The sequence below is a fragment of the Micromonospora sp. DH14 genome, assembly GCF_029809455.1.
Classification (GTDB): domain Bacteria; phylum Actinomycetota; class Actinomycetes; order Mycobacteriales; family Micromonosporaceae; genus Micromonospora; species Micromonospora parva.
Genome location: NZ_JARVKT010000009.1, coordinates 215,970 through 236,637, shown reverse-complemented (window position 1 = coordinate 236,637; position 20,668 = coordinate 215,970). Strand labels below are relative to the sequence as shown.

Genomic DNA, 20,668 nt, shown 5'->3' with positions numbered 1-20,668 from the left:
CCGCAGCACTCAGGGTGACACAGCTCACCGACCGGCCGGCGATCAGGCTGGCTCGGTCAACGCGGCCCGGATCTGGTCGATGGCCGCCGCCTCGGTGGGGGCCACCCCGTCGTGCGCCCGGGCCACCCGGTCCGCCGCGGCCAAAACCAGCGCGCGGTACGCGTCCACGTCCTGCGGGGACTTGTCGCGCAGAATCCGCACCGCCCGCCCCAGCGCCGGCAGAACCACCGACTCGATCTCCAGCTGCGAGTCGCGGGGAAGTCGCGGCAACGGGCCGGTGGTCAGCGCCTCCTTGACAGTGCCACTGGCGTCGGCCAGCGCGCCGGACGCGGCGATGCTCTCCCGGATCACCCCCAGGACACCGGGGTCGGCGTTGGAGACCAGGAAGACGGCGCCGAAGGCACCGGTCTTGAGGGTCAGCCGCTCCTCGTCCGTCAACCGCTGCTCCATGATCACGGAGTGTAGACGTACGGGGTGGTGGTGGTGACCGGGACGAGGCCGAGCCGCTGGAGGATCGGCCGGCTGTCCTCGGAACAGTCGACCTGCATCAGCGTCCGGCCCCGCTGCTCGGCCAGCCGCGCCCGGTAGTTGACCAGCGCCCGGTAGATGCCCTTGCGCCGCCACTGCGCCAGTGTCGAGCCACCCCACAGCGTGGCGAAACCGGTGTTCGCCGGGAACCGCACCCAGCCGGCGCTCACCACCGTCTCGTCCGCCTCGGCCACCACCACGGTGATCGAGTTCGGGTCGGCGTCGATCTCCTTGGCCAGCCCCCACACCAGGTGCGAGCGGTCCGCCTGCCAGACCTCCTCCTCCATGGCGGCGATCCGCTCCAGGTCCTCCCGGGCGGTCACCTCACGCAGGCGTACCCCCTCGGGAACGACGGGCAACGCGGCGGCCAGCGGCGCGACCGGACCGACCACGACGGTCTCCCGGTCCTCCGGCACGAAGCCGGCGGCCCGCAGGCGGTCGGGCAGGTCCGCCGGTTCGTCGTGCTCGTTGAGTTTCCACTCGACCGACTGGCCGCGCTCACGGAACAGCCGCACCTGCCGGGAGATCAGCTCGTCCAACGCGTCGCCGGTCAACCCGCCCAGATCGCGGTAGGTGAGGAAGCCACCGGCGTCGAGCCCGATGATCCGGACCAACGGCCCGTCCCGCTCCACCGTCACCCCGGCCGGAACCGGGTCGGGGATCTCCGGGCGGAGTTGGTTGTCGTAGGCGTCGCGCAGGGTCTGTACGTCGAGATCAGTCACCGACCCAGGCTAAGCCGGCAGGGAAGCGGATATTCTCCCACTGTGTGGGAGGTGATCAGGCGCTGGTTCGACCCGGCCGAGCTGGGCTCGGTCGGTGAGACGCCCGACTACCGCTTCTCACTGGCCAACGAACGGACCTTCCTCGCCTGGCTGCGCACCGGGTTGGCGCTGGTCGGTGGCGGGTTGGCCGCCGCCCAGTTCCTGCCCACCCTGCCGATGAGCCACCTGCGCGAGGTGATCGCGGTGGCGTTGCTGCTGCTCGGCGCGGCGGTCGCGATCCGCGCGGTGGACCACTGGGCGCGTACCGAACGGGCCATCCGGCTCGGTGAGGAGCTGCCCGCGTCCCGGTTCCCCGCCATCCTGGCCCTCGCCGTCGGCGGCGGCGCGTTACTGCTGGTGGTCGCCGTCCTGATGCGGGCGGTCGGCGGTCGGTGAGCACCGGACGCGACCCGGGGCTGCAACCGGAGCGGACCCGGCTGGCCTGGCGGCGCACCCTGCTCACTGTGACGGTGGTGACCGCACTCGCCGTCCGGTTGGCGTCGACCGGCGACCCGGCCGGCGCGGTGCTCGCCGGCGGGACCGTGCTGGTGTGGGGCGCCCTGCTGGTGCTCTGCTGGCCGCGCGGCACCGGCACCGGTCCGGCCCGCACCGGCGGCCGGACACTTCCCCTGGTCACGGCGGGCACAGTGGTGCTCGCGTTACTGGGAGTGCTGCTGGTGCTGCGCGGACTGTGGTGACGGGATCCGGTGAGCCATGATGGGTGCATGGCCCGGCTTGGCGTACTTCTCTTCCTGGTGCAGATCGTCCTCGCGGTCTGCGCGCTGATCAGCTGTCTCTCCGCCGAGGAGGGCCAGATCCGGGCCCTGCCCCGGATCGCGTGGGTGCTGATCATCTTGTTCTTCCCGCTGGTCGGCTCGATCGCCTGGTTCATCGCCGGCCGCACGCCCAACCCCGGTGCCCGCACGGGCTGGCCGGGCGGCACCGGCGGCGCCCAGCGGCAACGCCCCCGACCGGTGGCCCCCGACGACGACCCGGAGTTCCTGCGCTCCGTCGAGGAACGCGCCCAGCAGCAGGACCAGGAGCTCTTCCGCCGCTGGGAGGAAGACCTGCGCCGGCGCGAGGACGACCTGCGCCGTCGCGACGGCGAGCCGCCGCGTGAGGGTGACCGACCGGAGGTGTGAACGCGGCGCCGCCGCCGGCGCGGGAGCGACGGCGGCGGCGGCGGGTCCGACTCAGGCCAGGTTCGACGACCGGGGGTACGCGTCGGTCGGGTCGGTGAGCACGTTCACCAGGTACGGCACTCCGGAGTCGAACGCGCGCTGGAGCGCCGGGCCCAGGTCGGCTGCCTTGGCGACCGTCTCCCCCGCTCCGCCGAGCGCGCTGACCACCGTGTCGTAGCGCAGCTCCGGCTGGAGGTCGGCGGCCACGTCGTAGCCGTACATGGCCCGCATCGGGTGCTTCTCCAGCCCCCAGATGCCGTTGTTGCCGACGACGATCACCACCGGCAGCTTCTGGCGGACCAACGACTCGACGTCCATCAGCGAGAAGCCGGCCGCGCCGTCGCCCATCAGCACGCAGATCTGCCGGTCCGGGTGACTGACCCTGGCCCCCATCGCGTAACCCATGCCGGTGCCGAGGCAGCCGTACGGGCCCGGGTCCAGCCAGGTGCCGGGCTGGGCCGGCTCCAGGTACCGGCCCGCGTACGACACGAAGTCACCGCCGTCGCCGATGGTGATCGCGTCCGGGGCCAGCACCCGACGCAGCTCGCCGTAGATCCGGGCGGGGCGGATCGGGTCGGTCTCGGCGGCCATCTCGGCGGCGTCGCGCGCCTTCGCGGCGTCCTCGGCGACGCGCAGGTCGGCGATCCAGTCGGTGTGGTCGGCCCGGTCGCCGCTGTGGTCGGCCAGCGCGGAGAGGATCAGGCGCAGGTCGCCGGCGGGGGCGACGGCCGGCTGCACGTGCGTCGCCCGCTGGCTGGGGGCGTCGACGATGTGCACCACCTTGGCGTCACCGAAGTCACCGAAGCTGAGCCGAAAGTCCAGTGGGGTACCCACCACCACGACCACGTCGGCGCCGGAGAGCGCGGCCCGGCGGGCCTTGGCGAAGGCGAGCGGGTGCTCGGGCGGCAGCGAACCGCGACCCATGCCGTTGGTGAAGACCGGCACCTGCAACGCCTCGGCGGCCTCGCGCAGGGCGGCGACGGCGTCCCCCGCGTACACGTCGGAGCCGGCGATGATGACCGGCCGTTGCGCCCCGGCGATGAGCAGCGCGGCGCGGCCGACCTCCTCCGGGTCCGGCGCGATCGGGTCGACACCCGTCACGGTGGGCAGTTCGACGTCGGCGACCGAGAAGACCGTCTCCAGCGGAAAGTCGAGGAAGGCCGGGCCGCGGTGCGGGGTGAGCGCGGCGTGCAGCGCCGCGCCCACGGCGCGCGGGATGTCGTCGGTGCTGAACACCGTCTCGGCGTGCTTGGTGACCGGCGCGACCAGCGGCAGGTGGTCCATCTCCTGGAGGCTGCCGGAGCCCCAGCGGAACGCGGGCGCGCGGCCACCGAGCACCAGCACCGGTGAGGCGTTGAAGAAGGCGCTGGTCATGCCGGAGATGCCGTTGGTGACACCGGGCCCGGCGGTGAGCACGGCGAGACCGGGGCGGCGCTGGAGCTTGGCCACCGCCTCGGCGGCGAAGACCGCTGACTGCTCGTGCCGGACGTCGTAGATCGGGAAATCGGTCTTGTACGCGGCGTCGTAGAGCGGGAAGACGTGCCCACCGGACAGCGTGAACATCTCCCGTACGCCGTGCGCGCGTAGTGCCGCGAGCGCCAACTCGCCGCCGTGACCCTCGATCCGCTCCGTCATTCGCCGCTCCCCTTCGTCCCTGGTGACCGAGGCCCCACGCTACTGGCCGGTAGGAGCAATGTGAACCGTTCTCGACTAATCGTCAGCGGCCGGTGAAGTCCGGCTTGCGCTTCTCGACGAAGGCCGCCATGCCCTCCCGCCGGTCGTCGGTGGCGAACAGCGCCGCGAACAGCTGACTCTCCCAGGCCAGGCCCGAGTTCAGATCCATGTCCAGGCCGCCGTCGACAGCCAGCTTCGCGGCGCGCAGCGCCTGCACCGGCCCGGTCAGGTACGGGGTGATCAGTGCGACGGCCGTGTCGTACACCTCGGCGGCCGGGACGACCCGGTCGGCCAGGCCGATCCGCAGCGCCTCCTGCGCGTCCACCATCCGCCCCGACATGATCAGGTCCTTGGCGCGGGCCGGGCCGACCAGGCGGGCCAGGCGCTGGGTGCCGCCCGCCCCCGGGATGATGCCCAGCTTGATCTCCGGCTGGCCGAGCTTGGCGTCCTCGGCGACGACCCGCCAGTCACAGGCCAACGCCAGCTCACAGCCGCCACCGAGGGCGTACCCGGTGATCGCGGCGACCACCGGCTTGGGGATCCGGGCGATCGCGCCGAGGGCGCTGGACAGGTTCGCGGCCCGCTCGGCCATGTCCACGTAGGACATCTCGGCCATCTGCTTGATGTCCGCGCCGGCGGCGAAGACCTTCTCCCCGCCGTACACGATGACGGCGCGGACCTCGGGGTCGGCGGTGGCGGCCGTGGCGGCGGCGCGCAACTCCTCCTGCACCTGCGTGTTGAGCGCGTTCATCGGCGGCCGCTCCAGCCGGATCGTGCCGATGCCGTCAGTGGTCTCCAGCCGAACGAACTCGCCCACGCTGCCCTCACTTCCTCGTCGAAGTCGCGTGCCAACCTTACGACCCGGGTCGTTTGGGTAAGTAGTGTGGTGTCAGCCCCGTGGGCGGGAGTTCAACGATGGTCACGTACTACGACGACAGATCGGTGCAGGTCACCTCCACCGGCGTCCGCGTCGACGGTCGCAGTTACGCGCTGGCCGACATCACCATGATCTGGCATCGCCGTGGCACCCGCTCCTGGCGCGTGCTGGTGGGGCGGGGTGCCATCGGCGCCGCTCTCGCCGGCCCACTGGTCGCGGCGGTGCTCGGCATCGGCGTGGCCGTCTGGTTGCACCGCTCACCCACAGTGACGATCGCGATCGTCGGCGCGTCGGTGCTGGTCGGGTTGGCGGTGGGGCCGGTCGCCGACTTCCTCTTCGAACACCTGGACCGCTCCTACGCCCGGGGCAGCCGGCAACTGGAGATCTGGGCCCGCTGGCGAGGTCAGCCGGTGCGGCTGCTGCGCACCGGTGACGCGCTGCGCTTCGGGCAGATCTACCGGGCGGTGCAGCGCGCGGTCGAGCACAGCCAACCGGCCCGCCCCGGCATCCGCCGCTAGGAGGGCCCGATCTCCGACACCGCCTGATCGAGCAGGGCCCGCCTTCGCGCCGACCACTTCGGGGAGCGCGCTGGCCGACCGTCAGCGGGCGCATGGTCGATCCGTCACCGACCCGGCGGGGTCAGCGCGGGATGGTGCCGCTGCGGGAGCCTTTGGAGTTGATGTCGTAAACGAATCAGGCGGGGGACGCCGCTTCGACCGGGGTTCTCGGGGGCGGGACACCGCCCTGATGTCGTAGGCGATTCAGCTCCAAAGGACGACCGCACCACCCCGCGTTCCCGGCGCGCTCAGGATGGGACGGACGAGGCGAGGGTTGCCCGTCGGTGGTTAGGCTTAGTGATGACCCTCTATTACCGGGACGACGCGGTGCAGGTGACCTCCGAGTCGATCCGGGCCGGCGGTCACGTGATCGCCCTGTCCGACGTGACGTTCGTCTGGCACGCCCGGGGGCAGAAAACCCTGGCCGTACGCGGCCGGGTGCTGGGTCGCGGTGTTCTGGTCCTGCTGCTCTCGCTGCCGCCGCTGGTCGCCGTGGTCTGCGTGCTGTCACTGGCCTGGTCGGCACAGGACCGGGGCAACTGGCAGCTCGCGCTGATCATCCTCGCCGCCTGCGCGGTGGGGGCGCTGGCGTTGCTGCCGTTCCTGGAGATCCCGTTGGGCTGGCTGGACCGCTCCTACGAGCGCGGCAGCCACGTGCACGAACTGTGGGTGCAGCACCACGGCCGGGAGGACCTGCTGGTGCGCACCCCGGACGCACTACGGTTCGGGCAGATCTACCGAGCCGTGCAGCGTGCCGTCGAACAGCAGGGCGACCATTGACGACCACCCGCCGCCGGCCAGGCTCGTCGGGCGGTTGTGGTGCGGCCGACGCACACTTGATCCCATGGCGATTCCCCTCCCCACCCCGTCCGCCGTGGTCGGCCTGACCCGCTCCGCTCTCGACCAGGCACTCGGCTCGGCCGCCTCGTTCGCCGCCGTGCCCACCCGTGCGTTCGCGGTGCTGGACGGGGTGGAAGCTCTGCTGGCCCGGATCAACGGCGTGGTCGACCGCATCGAGATGACCCTGGACCGGACCGACCAGGTGCTCACCGACGCCGAGGCGGCGGTCCGTGAGGTGGCCGTCATCAGCGCCGCCGCGACCACCGCCATCGACACCGCCACCACCGTGGCCACCGCCGCCGCAGACGTGGTCGCCGACGCCGACCGGCTCTCCCGGACCGCCGCCACCGTGGTCGCCAGGGCCGACGGGGTGGCCGGCCGGGCCGCCGTCACCGTGGGCACCGCGGCGGAGGCCGCCGCCACGGCGGCCGAGCTGATGGCGGCGTACGAGCCGGCGTTGCGCCGGGCCGCACCGATGACCGAGCGCTTCGTCGAGCAGCTCAGTCACGAGGAGATCACCGCGGCGATCCATCTGATCGACGAGCTGCCCAAGCTCAAGGAGCACCTGACGGCCGACATCCTGCCGATACTGGCCACCCTGGACCGGGTCGGGCCCGACCTGCACGACCTGCTCGATGTCACCCGCGACCTGAAGCTCGCCGTGGCCGGCATCCCCGGGCTGGGCATGCTGCGCCGACGCGGCGAGAAGCTCGCCGACGAGCCCGCCGGCTGAGCCCACCACTTCGGTCGGTCCATGCTGACCTCACCGACGGCGTACCGTCGGGCCTTCCGCACCGGCGCGGGCCAGTGGGCCTGACGCGCCGACGCGGCCAGGCCGGCGCAGCGGGCGAGCGACGCGGTCAGGTCGACGCGTACAGCTCGTCGATCTCGGCGCGTTGCGGTAGCGCCACCGACGCGCCGAGCTTGCGGACGCACGCGGCGCCGGCCGCCGATGCCCAGCGCACCGCGTCGACCACGTCCCGCCCCTCGCCCCAGCCGACGGCCAGCGCGGCGGTGAACGCGTCACCGGCGGCGGTGGAGTCGATCACGTCGACGGGTACCGCCGGCACGTGCACCTCGGTGCCGTCCCGGTCGACGTACCAGGCGCCCGCACCGCCGAGAGTGAGCACGGCCCGGGGGGTCAGGTCGAGCAGCGCCCGGGGCTCCTCCCGGCCACGACCGGCGAGCGCCTGCGCCTCGCCCTCGTTGACGACCAGCAGGTCCACCGCGGCGAGCAGCTCGGGCGGGAGGTCCCGCGCGGGGGCGGCGTTCAGGATGACAGTGGTGCCGGCGTCGCGGGCGGCCACCGCGGCGGCGGTCACGGTCTGCACCGGGATCTCCAGTTGGGCGACGAGGACGTCCGCCGCGCGCACCGTGGCCAGCTCCTCCTCGGTGAGACCGAGCAGGGCGTCGTTGGCGCCCGGGGTGACCACGATGGCGTTCTCCCCCTGGGCGTTGACCAACACCAGCGCCACCCCGGAGGCGCCGTAGACCACGCGCAGCTGACTGGTGTCCACGCCGGCAGCGGTGATGCGGGCCTTGAGGGTGACACCGAAGGCGTCCGAGCCGATCGCGCCGAGGAAGGCACAGGAGGCGCCGGCCCGGACCGCGGCCACCGCCTGGTTGGCACCCTTGCCGCCGGGCACCATCACGAAGTCGGTGCCGAGCATGGTCTCGCCCGGTCGCGGCAGCGCGGGTGCCATCGCGACCAGGTCCATGTTGGCGCTGCCCACCACGGCGACCCGGGTCTGCGGCACGATCGTCTCCGCCGGTCCGGCGCTCAGGCGGCGCGGGCCGTGAAGCGGTCGCCGGACCGCTCGACCACCAGCGGCAGCCCGAAGGTCTTGGACAGGTTGTCACCGGTCAGCGTGTCGGCGAGCAGGCCCTGGGCGACCACCCCGCCCTCGCGCAGCAGCAGCGCGTGGGTGAACCCGGGCGGGATCTCCTCGACATGATGGGTGACCAGCACCATCGCCGGGGCGTCCGGGTCGTACGCCAGCTCGGCCAGCCGCGCGACCAGGTCTTCCCGACCGCCCAGGTCGAGCCCGGCGGCGGGCTCGTCGAGCAGCAGCAGCTCCGGGTCGGTCATCAGGGCCCGGGCGATCTGCACCCGCTTGCGCTCGCCCTCGGAGAGGGTGCCGTAGCGGCGTTCGGCGAGGCCGCCGACGCCGAGTTGACTCAGCAGTGACCGCGCCCGCGCCTCGTCGCCGCGGTCGTAGTTCTCCCGCCAGCGGCCGACCACCGACCAGGCGGCGGTCACCACCACGTCGCTGACCCGCTCGTCGGCGGGCAGTCGCTCGGCGACCGCGGCGGTGGTGAGCCCGATCCGGGTACGCAGCTCGTTGACGTCGGTGCGGCCGATCCGCTCGCCGAGCACGTGCGCGACACCCGTGGTGGGGTGCAGCCGGCCGGCGGCGAGGTTGAGCAGAGTGGTCTTACCCGCGCCGTTGGAGCCGAGCACCACCCACCGCTCGTCCAGTTCGACACGCCAGCTCAGGTCCTGCAGGAGGGCGGTGCCAGAGCGGCGTACGCCGACGCCGTCGAGGCTGACCACCAGATCCGGGTCCACGAGAGCGGCGGCAGGCGCGGCACCGGCAGCGCCGGGGATCAGGTCACCAGTCACCACACCATCCAACCACGCAGCGCCGGAGTGCCCCCCATGGGCGGCGCCTCGGCCATAGGGTGAGGCACCGTGTCGTTGATCACCCAGTCTGAAGGACGGCCCATGCCCCGTCGACGTTGGGAGCCACGCGGATGAGCGCGGTCATCGAGATCGAGGGTCTGCGCAAGACCTTCCACAGCCTGCGCAACGGCCGACGGGTGGCGGTGGACGGCTTCGACCTGCTGGTGGAGGCGGGCCAGGTGCACGGGTTCCTGGGCCCCAACGGCTCGGGCAAGACCACCACCCTGCGCGCCCTGCTCGGGCTGGTACGCGCCGACAGCGGGCGGATGACCGTGTTGGGTGAACCGTCGCCGGAGCTGCTGCCCCGGGTGGCGGGCCAGGTCGGGGCCATCGTGGAGAGCCCGCAGTTCTTCGGCAACTTCACCGGTCACCGCACGCTGCGGCTGTTGGCCCGGGCCGGCGGGGTGCCGGTCTCGCGGGTGGACCAGGTGCTGGATCTGGTGGGTCTGCACGACCGGGGCGATGATCGGGTGAAGAGCTACTCGCTGGGCATGAAGCAGCGCCTGGCGGTGGCGTCCGCACTGTTGAAGGACCCGCGGTTGCTCATCCTGGACGAGCCGGCGAACGGGCTGGACCCGGCGGGCATCCGGGAGATGCGGGACCTGATGCGGTCGCTGGCGGCCAACGGTGTGACAGTGCTGGTGTCCAGTCACATCCTGGGCGAGATCCAGCTGATCTGCGACCACGTCACGATCATTTCGCGGGGACGCCGGGTGGCGGCCGGCCGGGTGGACGAGGTGCTGGCGGGTCACGACCGGCATGAGTACCTGGTGCGGGTGGCCGAGCCGGAGCGGGCCGTCGAGCTGCTGCACGCGGCCGGCCTGACGGCGGTCGTCGACGGCGAGGCGCTGGTGGTGAGCGGGGTCGGTGACCCGACGGTGGTCAGCCGGGCACTCGGCGAGCAGGGGCTGTGGGTGGGCGAACTGACGCCGCTGCGGCCGGATCTGGAGAGCGTCTTCCTGGAGCTGACGGGCGCGTTCGGGCATCCGTCGGTGCCGCGGCAGGTCGACGACTCGTCGCCGCCGCGCGACGGCGCTGTTATCGACCTCGATCGGGGAGTGGACGCGTGAACCTGGTTCGTGCCGAGTTGGAGCGGCTGTCCGCGCGCCGCTTCGTGCAGCTCATGGTCGTCCTGTTGGTCTTCGCGTTCGCCGTCACGGCGGCGACCACGCTGGCTGGCTCGCACAAGCCGACCGCCAGTGAACTGAACTCGGCGCGGCAACAGGCCGTCGACGCGCGTCGGAGCATGGAGACCACGCACCAGGAGTGCCTGGCCCGCCAGCAGGAAAGGTCGCCGACCGACACGAGCGAGTACTTCGCCGACTGCGCGGATCTCGACCCGGTTCGCCAGGAACGGCTGCCGATCGCCGCCGACTTCCTGCCGGGGGTGTTCAGCTTCGCCGAGCAGGCCGAGTCGCTGCTCTATTTCCTGATCGCGTTCCTGGTGCTGTTCGGGTTCCTGGTCGGCGCCTCCTACATCGGCGCGGATCTGAACTCGGGCGGTGTGGTGAATCTCCTGCTCTGGAGACCGCGTCGGTTGACGGTGCTCGCGGCCAAGTTGGGCACCCTGCTGGGCGCGGTGCTGGCCCTGTCCCTGCTGGCGTCGGCGGCCTACCTCGCCACGTTCTGGGTGATCGGGCAGAGCGCCGGGTTGCCGGGCCGGCTGGACGGTGACTTCTGGCGTTCGCTCGGTGCGCTGCACGGCCGGGGCATGGTGCTGGTGTTGCTGGCCTCCGCGCTGGGCTTCGCGATCGCCACGCTGGGCCGGCACACGTCGGCGGCGCTGGGTGCGGTGGCGGCGTACGCGGTGGTGTGGGAGTTGGGCGGCCGTCTGGTGCTGCAGATCATCGACGCCCGGCGGCCGGACCGACTGATGCTCTCCAGCTACATCGGGGCGTGGCTCAGCGGCGAGTCACGGTTCTTCGACCCGCAGCTCTGTGCCGCCACCGCCGGCACCGGCTACTGCTCGGGCCTCTACACCCTGACCTGGGGCCCGGCGCTGCTGGTGCTGGTCGCGTTGACCGGCGGGCTGACCGTGCTGGCGTTCGCCGTGTTCCGTCGCCGCGACCTGATCTGACGCCGCACCGGGCCGCCCGTCCCGTGATGGGCGGCCCGTCGCACCGGGGCGGGCCGGTAGGCGGCAAGGGCTTGCGACTCACCGAGCCGCGGTGAAGTATTCCTTCACATGACCGCCGCAGCGGGCTCAGCCGACGGTGGAGCCGAACACCTCGTCGCGCACCGCGTCCAGGGCGGTGCGCAGCGCGCCCTGGAGGATCGGCTCCTCGGTCAGCCCGGTCGGCACCACCCGCGGCTGGACCAGGGTGATCGCCGCGACCTCCTGCTGCACCCGGTCGGCGAGGGCCGCCCCACCGGCCTGGCCCACCTCGCCGGCGAGCACGACGAGCGGTGGGTCCAGCACCACGCAGGTGCTGGCCACGCCGAGCGCGAGCCGGCGGGCCAGCTCGTCGAGCATCGGGCCGCCGTCGGTGCCGGCCGCGACGGCCGCGCGGACCGCCTCGGCGGCGTCGGCGTCCGGGTAGCCGTGTTCAGCGGCAACCGCGCGCACCGAGTCCGCGCCGACCAGCTGCTGGAAGGCCGGCTTGGCGCGCCGGGAGACATCACGCGGGATGGGCGCGCCGGGCACCGGCAGGTAGCCGATCTCGCCGGCCGCACCGCTGCTGCCGTGGTGCAACCGCCCGCCCAGCATGATCGCCAGGCCGACGCCGGCACCCACCCAGACCAGCACGAAGTCCGCCAGCCCCCGGGCGGCGCCGGACTGCGCCTCGGCCACCGCGGCCAGGTTGACGTCGTTCTCGAAGACCACCGGCGTGTGCAGGTCGTCCCGCAGCGCGGCGAGCAGGCCGCTGTGCCAGCGGGGCAGGTTGAAGGCGAAGGTGATGTCGCCGGTGCCGGGGTCGACCAGGCCCGGCGTGCCGAGCACGATGCGTCGTACGCTGCTCAGCTGCGCCTGGGCGCTGCTCGCCGCCTGCACGACGGCGTTGTGCACCACGCCCACCGGGTCGTCGGTGTCCCGGGTCGACTGTTCCACCCGGCCGATGACGGCACCGGTGATGTCGGCGCACGCGGCCACCACCCGGTCCGGCCCGACGTCCACGCCGACCACGTGCGCGCTGCCCGGGCGGACCGCGTAGAGCTGGGCGTTCGGCCCGCGCCCGCCGGCCTGCTCGCCGACCCGCGCGACGAGGCCGCGCTCCTCCAGCCGCTCGACCAGCTGCGAGGCGGTGACCTTCGACAGCCCGGTCAGCTCGCCGAGTCGGGCCCTGGTCAGCGGGCCGCGCTCAAGGAGCAGCTCCAGTGCGGCACGGTCGTTGAGCGCCCGCAACAGGCGGGGGGTGCCGGGCAGCCGGGTCGCACTCATGACACGTCCTCTAGTTTTAGTAAACTTTGCTAACTGTAAACCGACCTGCGAACGGGTAGCCGTAGCGTAACGGCCACCCGGCGGTGGGACGCTCGGCCAAGTCGGCAGGGCCAGGACCACCACCGGTACGACGTTTCGTACCCGCGGGACACCGAAGGGGGAAGATCACGTGGGGTTGGATCCAGGACTGCGCCGGCTGGCGCTGGGCACGCTCCTCGCCGCGTACCCGGGACCGGTCCCGCCGGACTGGGCGGTCGACCTGCTGGCCGACGGCCTGGCCGGGCACACCCTGTTCGGCACCAACGTGCACGACCCCGCCCAGGTGGCGGCGAGCACCGCCGCGCTGCGCGCCGGTCGGCCGGACGCGCTGATCGCCATCGACGAGGAGGGCGGTGACGTGACCCGGCTGGCGCACGCCACCGGCAGCCCGTACCCCGGCAACGCCGCCCTCGGTGCGATCGGCGACGTGGCCCTCACCCGGCGGGTCTACCAGTCGATCGGCGCCGAACTGGCCGCGCTCGGCATCACCGTCAACCTCGCCCCCACCGTCGACGTCAACACCGCCGACGACAACCCGGTCATCGGCACCCGGTCCTTCGGCGCGGATCCGGTGCGGGTGGCCGCCCACTCGGCCGCCGCCGTGACCGGGTTGCAGGCCGCCGGCGTGGCCGCCTGCGCCAAACACTTCCCCGGGCACGGCGCCACCGTCAAGGACTCCCACCACGAGCTGCCCACCGTGGACGCGGCGCTGAGCCTGCTCCGCCAGCGGGACCTACCGCCGTTCGCGGCCGTCGTCGCCGCCGGCGCGCGCGCCGTGATGACCGCGCACATCCGGGTGCCGGCGCTCACCGGCGCCGACCCGGCCACCTTCAGCCGCGCCGTCCTGGTCGACCTGCTGCGCACCGAGTACGGCTTCACCGGCACCGTCATCACCGACGCGCTGGAGATGAAGGGGGCCGCGGTGGCCGCCGGCGGCGTCGGGCCGGCCGCGGTCCGGGCGCTGAGCGCGGGCGCCGACCTGCTCTGCATCGGCGCGCGGGTCGACGCCGAGCTGGTCGAACGGGTGGCCGCCGAGATCGTCGACGCGCTCGCCGACGGCCGGCTCGCGAGGGCGCGGGTCGAGGAGGCCGCCGGTCGCGCCGCCGATCTCGCCGCCTGGACCGGGGCCGCCAGCGGGTCGCCGGCGATCGAGGACGCCGATCTGGGGTACGCGGCGGCGCGCCGGGCGGTCCGGGTGGACGGCCTGCTCACCGGCCTGGACCAGCCACTGGTCGTGCAACTGCACACCGAGTCGACGATTGCCGAGGGTCGGGTGCCGTGGGGCCTCGGTCCACACCTGGACGGGGTGCCGGAGATCCGGGTGATCGCCACCGAGACCGACCCGGCCACGCTGCGCGGGTTGGCCGGCGACCGTCCCATCGTGCTGGTCGGGCGACACCTGCACCGGCTGCCCGGCGGCCCGGAGCTGATCGCCGACCTGGCCGCCCAGCACCCGGTGACAGTGGTGGAGATGGGCTGGCCGGCGCAGTGGCGGCCAGCGGGCGTCCGCGCCTTCGTCACCACCTACGGAGCGAGTCACGCCAACGGTCGCGCCGCCGCCGAGGCGCTCGGCCTGGCCGGTTGACCTGCACGCTACGTCACTGAGCAATTTGGTCCGACCTCCGGACCAGCCGCAGGTCAAGTCCACTTTTCGACACTCCGAACCGACAGCTTCAGCCTTGCCCCGAGCGGGTTAGATACGTAGCGTGATCGACACGTAGCGGCTCGCCCACTGCGGCGGCCGTTACACCCGGAACCGGGGCCTGGGGGGAGGTTGCGGACCGTGGATCCGGCCCGGGATCCACGGTCCGCGCCCAATGCCGGCTCAGCGCGGGTAGACCCCGTACGCGCGCCAGCCCCGGTCCGGGAACCCGGCCGCTTCGGCCACCCGGGCCGAGGCATGATTGTCCCGCTCGTGCAGGTAGGTGGGCACCGCACCCTCGTCGAGCACCCGCCGTGCCGCCTGGGCCACCAGACGACGGGCGAGGCCGCGCCCCTGGGCTGCCGGCACGGTGCCAACTGCCAACTCGTGCCCGTACGCGTCGTGTCGTTTGATCCCGGCACCGGCCAGGTAGGCGCCGTCCGGGGCACGAACCACGAGCACCGGCCGGTCGAAGAGCCGGAGCCAGGGCGGCAGCCCGGCAGCTGTCGGTTCGGTCCACTCCCCCACATCGGGCAGCGGCGCGGGGGCCACGCTCCACCGGAAGGGGCCGTCGTGTACGCAGAATTCGGGCCGGCCGACGGCCTCCGGCAGCGCGGCGAGCAGGCGGTTCGGCGTACGGCGGGCCAGCGCGCGGATCGCGGCCACGCGGTCCGGTGCCACGGAGAGCACGGTGCTGCGCCCGGTGTCCACGGCGAGCGCGGGGCGCAGTCGGCCGTCCCAGGCCGGTTTGGCCCGTCGCTGCGAGGCGACCACGTGCAACCCCGGCCCGGCCGGCCACTGGCCGAGCCAGCTGGCCAGGTGCAGGTGAAGTCGCCGGTCGAGCATGCGCACCTCCCCGGTCACCCGACCCGTCGTGGATCACCGTACGCCGGACGGCAGGGCCGGGCGCAGGATACGTCAGAGCCGAGTGGGCAAGGGGTACGGGAACCAGTGGCACAGATCGACCGTCATATGTATTTCCATATCTGGACACCTTTCTTTGGGACGGTGAACGCATGCCGATTCAGCCGAACGACCACTACGAGCAGGACCCTGAGCGACTCTGGCGGGCGGCGGAGGCCGTCGGCGGCAATCCGCCCCAGCCGCGCTACCGCAACCCCCGGACGATCGGCAGCGGCGACCTGTCGTGGGCCGGGCTGAACAAGCTGCCCGCCGGCAGCTCCAGTCGGCACCGCCTGAACACCCACTGACGCCGGCCGTCACGGCGCGCGCCGGGGAGCACGGGGGGCGACACACCGGGGGAGGTCCAGCGGCGGCTTTCGCACACCTGTCGGGTAATTTCTTGTGGTCCCTCATCCCGGCCTACGACAGGAGAAGCTCCGCGCATGGGCAAGAAGACGATCCACGTCTCCGACTTCACCGGCACGGTTCTGCAGCAGGACGACGAGGTGGTCCGCGTCGTCGTGCTGGAGCACCCGGACCTGGTCGCCGGGCCCGTGCAGTTGGACGCCACCCCGGGCGAGGTGGAGAACATCGACGACGCCGCGCTGGACGTGGCGGTGGTCGAGATCCACGACCGGCACGGCGGCGGTGAGCCTCGCCGGGTGGTGCTGACGGCCAGCGAGTTCGACGCGATGGCCACCGACGTGCCGATGGCACAGCTGCTGAAGACGGCCGAGCGGGTCCGTCCTCCCAAGGCCCGCAAGAGCGCCGAGAAGATCGACTACGGCACGCTGGAGCACGCCGGAAAGCCGCACCGGGGCCGGGTCACCGAGGAGGAGGCCCGACTGGTGCGCGAGCAGCTCGACGAGGTCAACAAGCGCCTCGCCGACGCGGGCGTGCGCCAGATCGACCCGACCGATCCGGAACACGCCATGCGTTACGGCTTCCCCGAGCTGCCCTGACCCCGGGTTCTCACTTCTTTCCGACGATGGCGGCGAGGGCGGCGGCCAGGGCGGACTCGACCGCCGCCTTCTCCAGGCCGAGCGTGCTGAGCACGCCGTCGCCGTCCTCCTGCTCGAGCAGGGCGAGCAGGATGTGCTCGGTGCCGATGTAGTTGTGCCCGAGGCGCAACGCCTCCCGGAAGGTCAGCTCCAACGCCTTCTTCCCCCGCGCGTCGTACGGGATGAGGTCCGGCACCTGGTCGGCCCGGGGCGGGAGGACTGCAGTGACCGTCTCCCGTACCGCCTCGGGGGTGGCGCCGCGAGCGGCCATCACCCGGGCGGCCAACCCCTCCGGCTCGGCCAGCAGGCCCAGCACCAGGTGCTCCGGGCCGATCTCGGCGTTCCCGCTGGCGCGGGCCTCCTCCTGGGATGCCATCACCACGTTGCGGGCGCGCGGGGTGAACCGGCCGAAGCCGGCGTTGGGGTCGAGCGCGGCGGCGTCGGTCGCCTTCGGCACGAAGCGCTTCTGGGCAGCCTGCTTGGTGACCCCCATGCTGCGTCCGATGTCGGTCCAGGAGGCGCCCGAGCGCCGGGCCTGGTCGACGAAGTGCCCGATCAGGTGATCGGCGACCTCACCGAGGTGGTCGGCGGCAATGACCGCGTCGGTGAGCTGGTCGAGCGCGTCGCTGTGCGCCGTCTTGATCGCCTGGATCAGGTCGTCGAGCTTGACGTGGTTACCGATCTGGAGAGGATCTGTCATGCGTCAACCATAGGTTGACGCACCGCACGCGTCAACCATGAGTTGACGATCGCTTCTGCTCAGGCGGCGTACTCCGGCAGTAGCTGGGCAACGGCCGCTGGCGAGGGCATGGCGGCGATCTCCTCGGCGACCACGCGGGCCGCGTCGCGCTGCGCGGCGGTGCCGTGCCGTGGCAGCAGCCGGTGGACCTGCTCGGCGACCGCAGCCGCGTCCACCTCCCCGGGGAGGAGCCGAAGACCGAGCCCGGCGGCGGCGAGCACCTCCGCGTTGGCGAACTGGTCCGCGCCCTGCGGCAACAACACCTGGGGTACGCCCGCCGCGAGCGCGCCGAGGGTGGTGCCACTGCCGCCGTGGTGCACCACCACGTCGGCCAGCGGCAGCAACTCCGCCTGCGACACCCACCGGTGGACGCTGACCTGGTCGGGGATCTCACCCAGCTGTTCCACCGGCACCCGGCCGGCCGCGACCACCACCTGCGCGTCCAGCGCCGCCAGACCGGCGACGGCAGTGCGCAGCAGCTCCGGCGTGCCGAACGCGGTACCGAGGGTCAGGTAGATCAACGGGCGGGAGGTCCGGAGGGTCACCCGCCCGGGCAGCGGAGCCGGTGTCGAGAAGGCGACCGGCCGCAGCTCGATCCGGCGTTCGGTGGCGAGGAAGCCCCTGTCCTGAAGCGACGGCGGCCAGATGTCCAGGTGCGGCCGACCGACGACCTCGGCATTCCTGGTGGGCAGCTCCAGACCGATGCCCTCGGGAAACATCCGGCCGAACCCGTGCCACAGACCCGGGGTGCCGGCCCGGTGGGCCGCCACCGCCGCCCCCGGCAACCCCCACTCGTGCACCACCAGGTCGGGGCGCAGGCGCGCCAACTCCGGTGCGAGATCCTCGGCGTACACCTCGTAGAAGGCGTCGCCGGGGCGGAACGGCCGCAGGCCGAGCGCGGCCAGTGGCGCGTGCACCTCCGTACCGGCGGCGAAGTGGACCTCGTGCCCGGCGTCCCGGGCGGCGATCGCCAACGGGATCAACGGATACGTGTGACCGACTGACGCAAGACTGGCGAACAGCACGCGCATGGCGTCGGACCCTACCCGCCACACCGGGGCCCCGGCGCCGGCCCAGATACCGTGGGCTCCGGTCGAACGCGGTCACCGGCGGGAAGGGCGGGTCATGCGTCTGCACGTGGGGTGCGCGATGTGGAGTCACCGGTCGTGGCCGGGCCACCGGCTGCCGCCCACCGAGCGCCTGCGCCACTACGCCAGCTGGTGCGACGCGGTGGAGGGCAACACCACGTTCTACGCGACCCCGGCCCGGGACACCGTCGCCTCGTGGGCTGCCCAGACGAGCCCCGACTTCCGGTTCGTCCTGAAGCTCCCCAAGGTCATCACGCACGAACGGCGGCTCACCGACGTCGGCGAACCGCTGCGCGCCTTCCTGGACGCGATCGAACCGCTCGGCCCGCGCGCCCACGCCCTCTGGATCCAGCTACCCGGCTCGTTCGCGCCCGGCGACGTTCCGGCCCTGGGCCGTTTCCTGCAACAGCTTCCGCAGTCCCACCGGTACGCGGTGGAGGTCCGCCATCCCGCGTTCTTCACCGACGCCCACCCAGCCCGACTGCTCGGGGCGACCCTCGCCGCCGCCAACGCCGAATGGATCCCCTTCGACACCACCGCCTTCTTCGCCAGCCCACCAACCAGCGACGCGGAACGGGACGCCTGGACCAGGAAGCCGCGCGTGCCGCTGCGATCGCTCGCGCTCACCGACCGGCCGATCGTGCGCTACCTCGGTCGCGACGACCCGACGCGCACCGTCGAGGGGTGGCAGCGCTGGATCGACGTGACCGTCACCTGGCTGCGCGAGGGGCGCGCCCCGACGGTGTTCATCCACACCCCCGACAACGCCGACGCACCGGCGCTCGCCCGCCGGTTCCACGACGAGGTACGGGCGCGCGTACCGGGACTCGCCGCGTTGCCCGAACCGATCCCGGTCGAGCCGCTGACCCTGTTCTGACCGGGACCGCTCAGCCCTGCTGGTCGAGCAGTTCGTCGAGGTGGGTCGCCGTGCTGATCAGCGACAGATGGCTGAACGCCTGTGGGAAGTTGCCGATCTGCTCACCGGTCGGCGCGATCTCCTCCGAGTAGAGGCCCAGCGGGTTGCTGTAGGTGAGCATCTTCTCGAACGTCAACCGGGCGTCGTCGATCCGGCCGGCCAGCGCGAGCGCCTGCACGTACCAGAAGGTGCACATGTTGAACGTGCCCTCGGTGCCGGCGAGACCGTCCGGCGACGCGCTCGGGTCGTAGCGGTAGACCAGGCTGTCGGAGACCAGACCGGTGTCCATGGCGCGCAGCGTCGACTCCCACATCGGATCGGTGGGCGAGATGAAGTTCAGCCCCGGCATCGCCAGCAACGAGGCGTCCAGGATGTCCGAACCGTAGTGCTGCACGAACGCGCGTCGCTCCCGGTGGAAACCACGGGTCATGACCTGCTCGTAGATGGCGTCACGCTCGGCGGACCAGCGGGCGATGTCGCCGGGGCGGCCCCGGCGCCGCGCTATGCGGATGGCCCGGTCCAGCGCGACCCAGGACAGCACCCGGCCGTACGTGAAGTCCTGCCGACCGGACCGGGTCTCCCAGATGCCGTCCTCGGGTTGGTTCCAGTGCTCACAGAGCCAGTCCATCAACCCGGCCGTCTTGCGCCACCCCTCGTACGGCGCGATCAGGCCGTTGCGGTCGGCGAGCTCCAACGAGACGAGCGCCTCGCCGTAGATGTCGAGTTGGAGTTGGTCCGCCGCTCCGTTGCCGATCCGCACCGGCGCCGAGCCGCGGTATCCCTCCAGGTGGCCCAGCACCTCCTCGGGGAGGTCCGGTGAGCCGTCGATGCGGTACATGATCTGCAGGGGCATGGCGCCGTCGCGTGCCTCACGGATACGCGCGTTGAGCCAGAGCAGATACCTCTGCGCCTCGTCGGTGAAGCCCAGGCGCAGCAACGCGTGCACGGAGAAGGACGCGTCCCGGATCCAGGTGTAGCGGTAGTCCCAGTTCCGCTGCCCGCCGATCTGCTCGGGGAGCCCCGCGGTGGGCGCGGCGACCAGGGCGCCGGTCGGCGCGTACGTCATCAGCTTGAGGGTCATCGCCGACCGCTCGACCACCTCCCGCCAGCGGCCCTTGTAGCGGGAACCACCCACCCACCGTCGCCAGTGGTCGCGGGTCTCGGCGAGCAGTTCGCACGCCTGCTCGGTGCTGAGTGCGCGGGGCGCGCGCGGGGCACCGACCGTCTCCAGGGCAACCCCGCCGATGTCGCCAGCCTGCAGCGTGAACCGCGCGGACACGCCGTCGGCGTCGCGGTGGAGGTCCCCCACGTGGAACGCCCGCTCCACGTCCTTGAAGGCGGCGAGGGTGAAGGTCAGCGTCGGGCTCCGGAAGAGGTCACCCTCGGGGTGCACCTCCAGCTCGAACGGATCGCGCCCGTAGTTGAACCGTGGGCGGCACTGGACGCGGAACCGCATGGTCCCCCGGACCATCCGGACCAACCGGATCAACCGGTGCTCATCGGTGGCCTGCGCACCGGTCACGGGCATGAAGTCCAGCAGCTCACCGACACCGTCGGCGGTGTGGAAGCGCGTGATGAGGATTGGCGTGCCGGGCAGGTAGAGCTGTTTGCTCGTGTAGTCGACACCGTCGGGCGAGAGCTGGAAGTGGCCTCCGTTGCGGCGGTCCAGCAGCGCGCCGAAGACGCTCGGCGAGTCGAAGCGGGGCGCGCAGAACCAGTCGACAGTGCCGTCCGTGCTGATCAGTGCGGCGGTCTGCAGATCACCGATCAGACCGTGGTTCTCGACTGCCGGGTAGCTCTCCACGCTGTCCCCCGCCACTCGTACGGGCATTGGCGGGGACTACCCGTGAGCTGACGAAA

The 20,668-nt window shown here is 72.4% G+C and carries 22 protein-coding genes and 1 pseudogene; 12 read left to right on the top strand and 11 right to left on the bottom strand.

Going from position 1 to position 20,668, the window contains the following annotated elements:
* Positions 1-42 precede the first annotated feature (42 nt).
* Positions 43-456 (bottom strand): hypothetical protein, encoded by a 414-nt coding sequence (locus tag QCZ28_RS15085; RefSeq protein WP_279517247.1) that lies wholly within the window; start codon positions 454-456, stop codon positions 43-45.
* The gene (locus QCZ28_RS15080; RefSeq protein WP_279517246.1) at positions 453-1,250 is read right to left on the bottom strand and encodes a GNAT family N-acetyltransferase; all 798 of its coding nucleotides are present in this window, start codon (positions 1,248-1,250) and stop codon (positions 453-455) included. The genes QCZ28_RS15085 and QCZ28_RS15080 overlap by 4 nt, the downstream gene beginning before the upstream one ends.
* Positions 1,251-1,292: 42 nt before the next feature.
* On the opposite strand from QCZ28_RS15080, the gene QCZ28_RS15075 reads away from it, so the two are divergent.
* Genes QCZ28_RS15075 through QCZ28_RS15065 form a run of 3 tightly spaced genes read left to right on the top strand, consistent with a single transcriptional unit; the run spans position 1,293 to position 2,431 of the window.
* Positions 1,293-1,685, top strand: coding sequence for a DUF202 domain-containing protein (locus QCZ28_RS15075; protein ID WP_030331099.1), 393 nt, complete (start codon positions 1,293-1,295; stop codon positions 1,683-1,685).
* Entirely contained in the window at positions 1,682-1,987 is a 306-nt protein-coding gene (locus tag QCZ28_RS15070) for a DUF202 domain-containing protein (protein ID WP_279517245.1), read from the top strand. The genes QCZ28_RS15075 and QCZ28_RS15070 overlap by 4 nt, the downstream gene beginning before the upstream one ends.
* Before the next feature lie 27 nt (positions 1,988-2,014).
* The gene (locus tag QCZ28_RS15065; RefSeq protein ID WP_279517244.1) at positions 2,015-2,431 is read left to right on the top strand and encodes a PLD nuclease N-terminal domain-containing protein; all 417 of its coding nucleotides are present in this window, start codon (positions 2,015-2,017) and stop codon (positions 2,429-2,431) included.
* 51 nt (positions 2,432-2,482) lie between these two features.
* Here QCZ28_RS15065 and QCZ28_RS15060 read toward each other — a convergent pair whose 3' ends face one another.
* Complete coding sequence (locus QCZ28_RS15060) at positions 2,483-4,105, bottom strand: acetolactate synthase (RefSeq protein WP_279517243.1); 1,623 nt, start codon at positions 4,103-4,105, stop codon at positions 2,483-2,485.
* Between the two features lie 82 nt (positions 4,106-4,187).
* A complete protein-coding gene (locus tag QCZ28_RS15055) occupies positions 4,188-4,961 on the bottom strand; it encodes an enoyl-CoA hydratase-related protein (protein ID WP_210857847.1) in 774 nt (257 codons plus the stop codon).
* Positions 4,962-5,059: 98 nt separating this feature from the next.
* On the opposite strand from QCZ28_RS15055, the pseudogene QCZ28_RS15050 reads away from it, so the two are divergent.
* The 3 genes and pseudogenes from QCZ28_RS15050 to QCZ28_RS15040 all read left to right on the top strand — a co-directional run.
* A pseudogene (locus tag QCZ28_RS15050) lies at positions 5,060-5,600 on the top strand (DUF6232 family protein); the annotation flags it as partial.
* A 278-nt stretch (positions 5,601-5,878) separates the two neighbouring features.
* Positions 5,879-6,358, top strand: a complete 480-nt coding sequence (locus QCZ28_RS15045; RefSeq protein ID WP_030331106.1) for a DUF6232 family protein — start codon at positions 5,879-5,881, stop codon at positions 6,356-6,358.
* 64 nt (positions 6,359-6,422) lie between these two features.
* On the top strand, positions 6,423-7,151 hold the full coding sequence (locus tag QCZ28_RS15040) for a hypothetical protein (protein WP_279517242.1): 729 nt from the start codon (positions 6,423-6,425) through the stop codon (positions 7,149-7,151).
* 127 nt (positions 7,152-7,278) lie between these two features.
* Here the strand turns inward: QCZ28_RS15040 and QCZ28_RS15035 are convergent, their stop codons facing one another.
* The gene (locus tag QCZ28_RS15035; RefSeq protein WP_279517241.1) at positions 7,279-8,175 is read right to left on the bottom strand and encodes a ribokinase; all 897 of its coding nucleotides are present in this window, start codon (positions 8,173-8,175) and stop codon (positions 7,279-7,281) included.
* A 23-nt stretch (positions 8,176-8,198) separates the two neighbouring features.
* A complete protein-coding gene (locus QCZ28_RS15030; RefSeq protein WP_279517240.1) occupies positions 8,199-9,041 on the bottom strand; it encodes an ABC transporter ATP-binding protein in 843 nt (280 codons plus the stop codon).
* A 131-nt stretch (positions 9,042-9,172) separates the two neighbouring features.
* Between QCZ28_RS15030 and QCZ28_RS15025 the strand changes: the two genes are divergently transcribed.
* Positions 9,173-10,171, top strand: a complete 999-nt coding sequence (locus tag QCZ28_RS15025) for an ATP-binding cassette domain-containing protein (RefSeq protein WP_279517239.1) — start codon at positions 9,173-9,175, stop codon at positions 10,169-10,171.
* Positions 10,168-11,178, top strand: coding sequence for an ABC transporter permease subunit (locus QCZ28_RS15020; protein WP_279517238.1), 1,011 nt, complete (start codon positions 10,168-10,170; stop codon positions 11,176-11,178). The genes QCZ28_RS15025 and QCZ28_RS15020 overlap by 4 nt, the downstream gene beginning before the upstream one ends.
* 126 nt (positions 11,179-11,304) lie before the next feature.
* On the opposite strand, the gene QCZ28_RS15015 is transcribed toward QCZ28_RS15020, so the two are convergent.
* On the bottom strand, positions 11,305-12,480 hold the full coding sequence (locus tag QCZ28_RS15015; RefSeq protein ID WP_279517237.1) for an ROK family transcriptional regulator: 1,176 nt from the start codon (positions 12,478-12,480) through the stop codon (positions 11,305-11,307).
* A gap of 169 nt (positions 12,481-12,649) precedes the next feature.
* On the opposite strand from QCZ28_RS15015, the gene QCZ28_RS15010 reads away from it, so the two are divergent.
* Entirely contained in the window at positions 12,650-14,104 is a 1,455-nt protein-coding gene (locus tag QCZ28_RS15010; protein WP_279517236.1) for a glycoside hydrolase family 3 N-terminal domain-containing protein, read from the top strand.
* A 240-nt stretch (positions 14,105-14,344) separates the two neighbouring features.
* On the opposite strand, the gene QCZ28_RS15005 is transcribed toward QCZ28_RS15010, so the two are convergent.
* Positions 14,345-15,007 (bottom strand): GNAT family N-acetyltransferase, encoded by a 663-nt coding sequence (locus QCZ28_RS15005; protein WP_279517235.1) that lies wholly within the window; start codon positions 15,005-15,007, stop codon positions 14,345-14,347.
* A 170-nt stretch (positions 15,008-15,177) separates the two neighbouring features.
* Here QCZ28_RS15005 and QCZ28_RS15000 point away from each other — a divergent pair, with 170 nt between their 5' ends.
* Entirely contained in the window at positions 15,178-15,372 is a 195-nt protein-coding gene (locus tag QCZ28_RS15000) for a DNA repair protein (RefSeq protein ID WP_279517234.1), read from the top strand.
* A 135-nt stretch (positions 15,373-15,507) separates the two neighbouring features.
* On the top strand, positions 15,508-16,026 hold the full coding sequence (locus QCZ28_RS14995; protein ID WP_279517233.1) for a hypothetical protein: 519 nt from the start codon (positions 15,508-15,510) through the stop codon (positions 16,024-16,026).
* Between the two features lie 10 nt (positions 16,027-16,036).
* Here QCZ28_RS14995 and QCZ28_RS14990 read toward each other — a convergent pair whose 3' ends face one another.
* Entirely contained in the window at positions 16,037-16,765 is a 729-nt protein-coding gene (locus QCZ28_RS14990) for a Clp protease N-terminal domain-containing protein (protein ID WP_279517232.1), read from the bottom strand.
* A 59-nt stretch (positions 16,766-16,824) separates the two neighbouring features.
* On the bottom strand, positions 16,825-17,835 hold the full coding sequence (locus QCZ28_RS14985) for a glycosyltransferase (protein WP_279517231.1): 1,011 nt from the start codon (positions 17,833-17,835) through the stop codon (positions 16,825-16,827).
* Between the two features lie 118 nt (positions 17,836-17,953).
* Between QCZ28_RS14985 and QCZ28_RS14980 the strand changes: the two genes are divergently transcribed.
* Positions 17,954-18,769 carry a DUF72 domain-containing protein gene (locus QCZ28_RS14980; RefSeq protein WP_279517258.1) on the top strand — a complete coding sequence of 272 codons (816 nt, stop codon included), beginning with the start codon at positions 17,954-17,956 and terminating at the stop codon, positions 18,767-18,769.
* 10 nt (positions 18,770-18,779) lie between these two features.
* On the opposite strand, the gene QCZ28_RS14975 is transcribed toward QCZ28_RS14980, so the two are convergent.
* Positions 18,780-20,612 carry a glycoside hydrolase family 15 protein gene (locus QCZ28_RS14975; protein ID WP_279517257.1) on the bottom strand — a complete coding sequence of 611 codons (1,833 nt, stop codon included), beginning with the start codon at positions 20,610-20,612 and terminating at the stop codon, positions 18,780-18,782.
* Positions 20,613-20,668: the final 56 nt, after the last annotated feature.

Bases quoted from the DNA above. Each gene is read 5' to 3' on its own strand.
- QCZ28_RS15065 (WP_279517244.1), top strand. From the start codon at position 2,015: ATGGCCCGGCTTGGCGTACTTCTCTTCCTGGTGCAGATCGTCCTCGCG.
- QCZ28_RS15060 (WP_279517243.1), bottom strand. From the start codon at position 4,105: ATGACGGAGCGGATCGAGGGTCACGGCGGCGAGTTGGCGCTCGCGGCA.
- QCZ28_RS15045 (WP_030331106.1), top strand. From the start codon at position 5,879: ATGACCCTCTATTACCGGGACGACGCGGTGCAGGTGACCTCCGAGTCG.
- QCZ28_RS15040 (WP_279517242.1), top strand. From the start codon at position 6,423: ATGGCGATTCCCCTCCCCACCCCGTCCGCCGTGGTCGGCCTGACCCGC.
- QCZ28_RS15025 (WP_279517239.1), top strand. From the start codon at position 9,173: ATGAGCGCGGTCATCGAGATCGAGGGTCTGCGCAAGACCTTCCACAGC.
- QCZ28_RS15015 (WP_279517237.1), bottom strand. From the start codon at position 12,480: ATGAGTGCGACCCGGCTGCCCGGCACCCCCCGCCTGTTGCGGGCGCTC.
- QCZ28_RS15005 (WP_279517235.1), bottom strand. From the start codon at position 15,007: ATGCTCGACCGGCGACTTCACCTGCACCTGGCCAGCTGGCTCGGCCAG.
- QCZ28_RS15000 (WP_279517234.1), top strand. From the start codon at position 15,178: ATGCCGATTCAGCCGAACGACCACTACGAGCAGGACCCTGAGCGACTC.
- QCZ28_RS14995 (WP_279517233.1), top strand. From the start codon at position 15,508: ATGGGCAAGAAGACGATCCACGTCTCCGACTTCACCGGCACGGTTCTG.
- QCZ28_RS14990 (WP_279517232.1), bottom strand. From the start codon at position 16,765: ATGACAGATCCTCTCCAGATCGGTAACCACGTCAAGCTCGACGACCTG.
- QCZ28_RS14985 (WP_279517231.1), bottom strand. From the start codon at position 17,835: ATGCGCGTGCTGTTCGCCAGTCTTGCGTCAGTCGGTCACACGTATCCG.
- QCZ28_RS14980 (WP_279517258.1), top strand. From the start codon at position 17,954: ATGTGGAGTCACCGGTCGTGGCCGGGCCACCGGCTGCCGCCCACCGAG.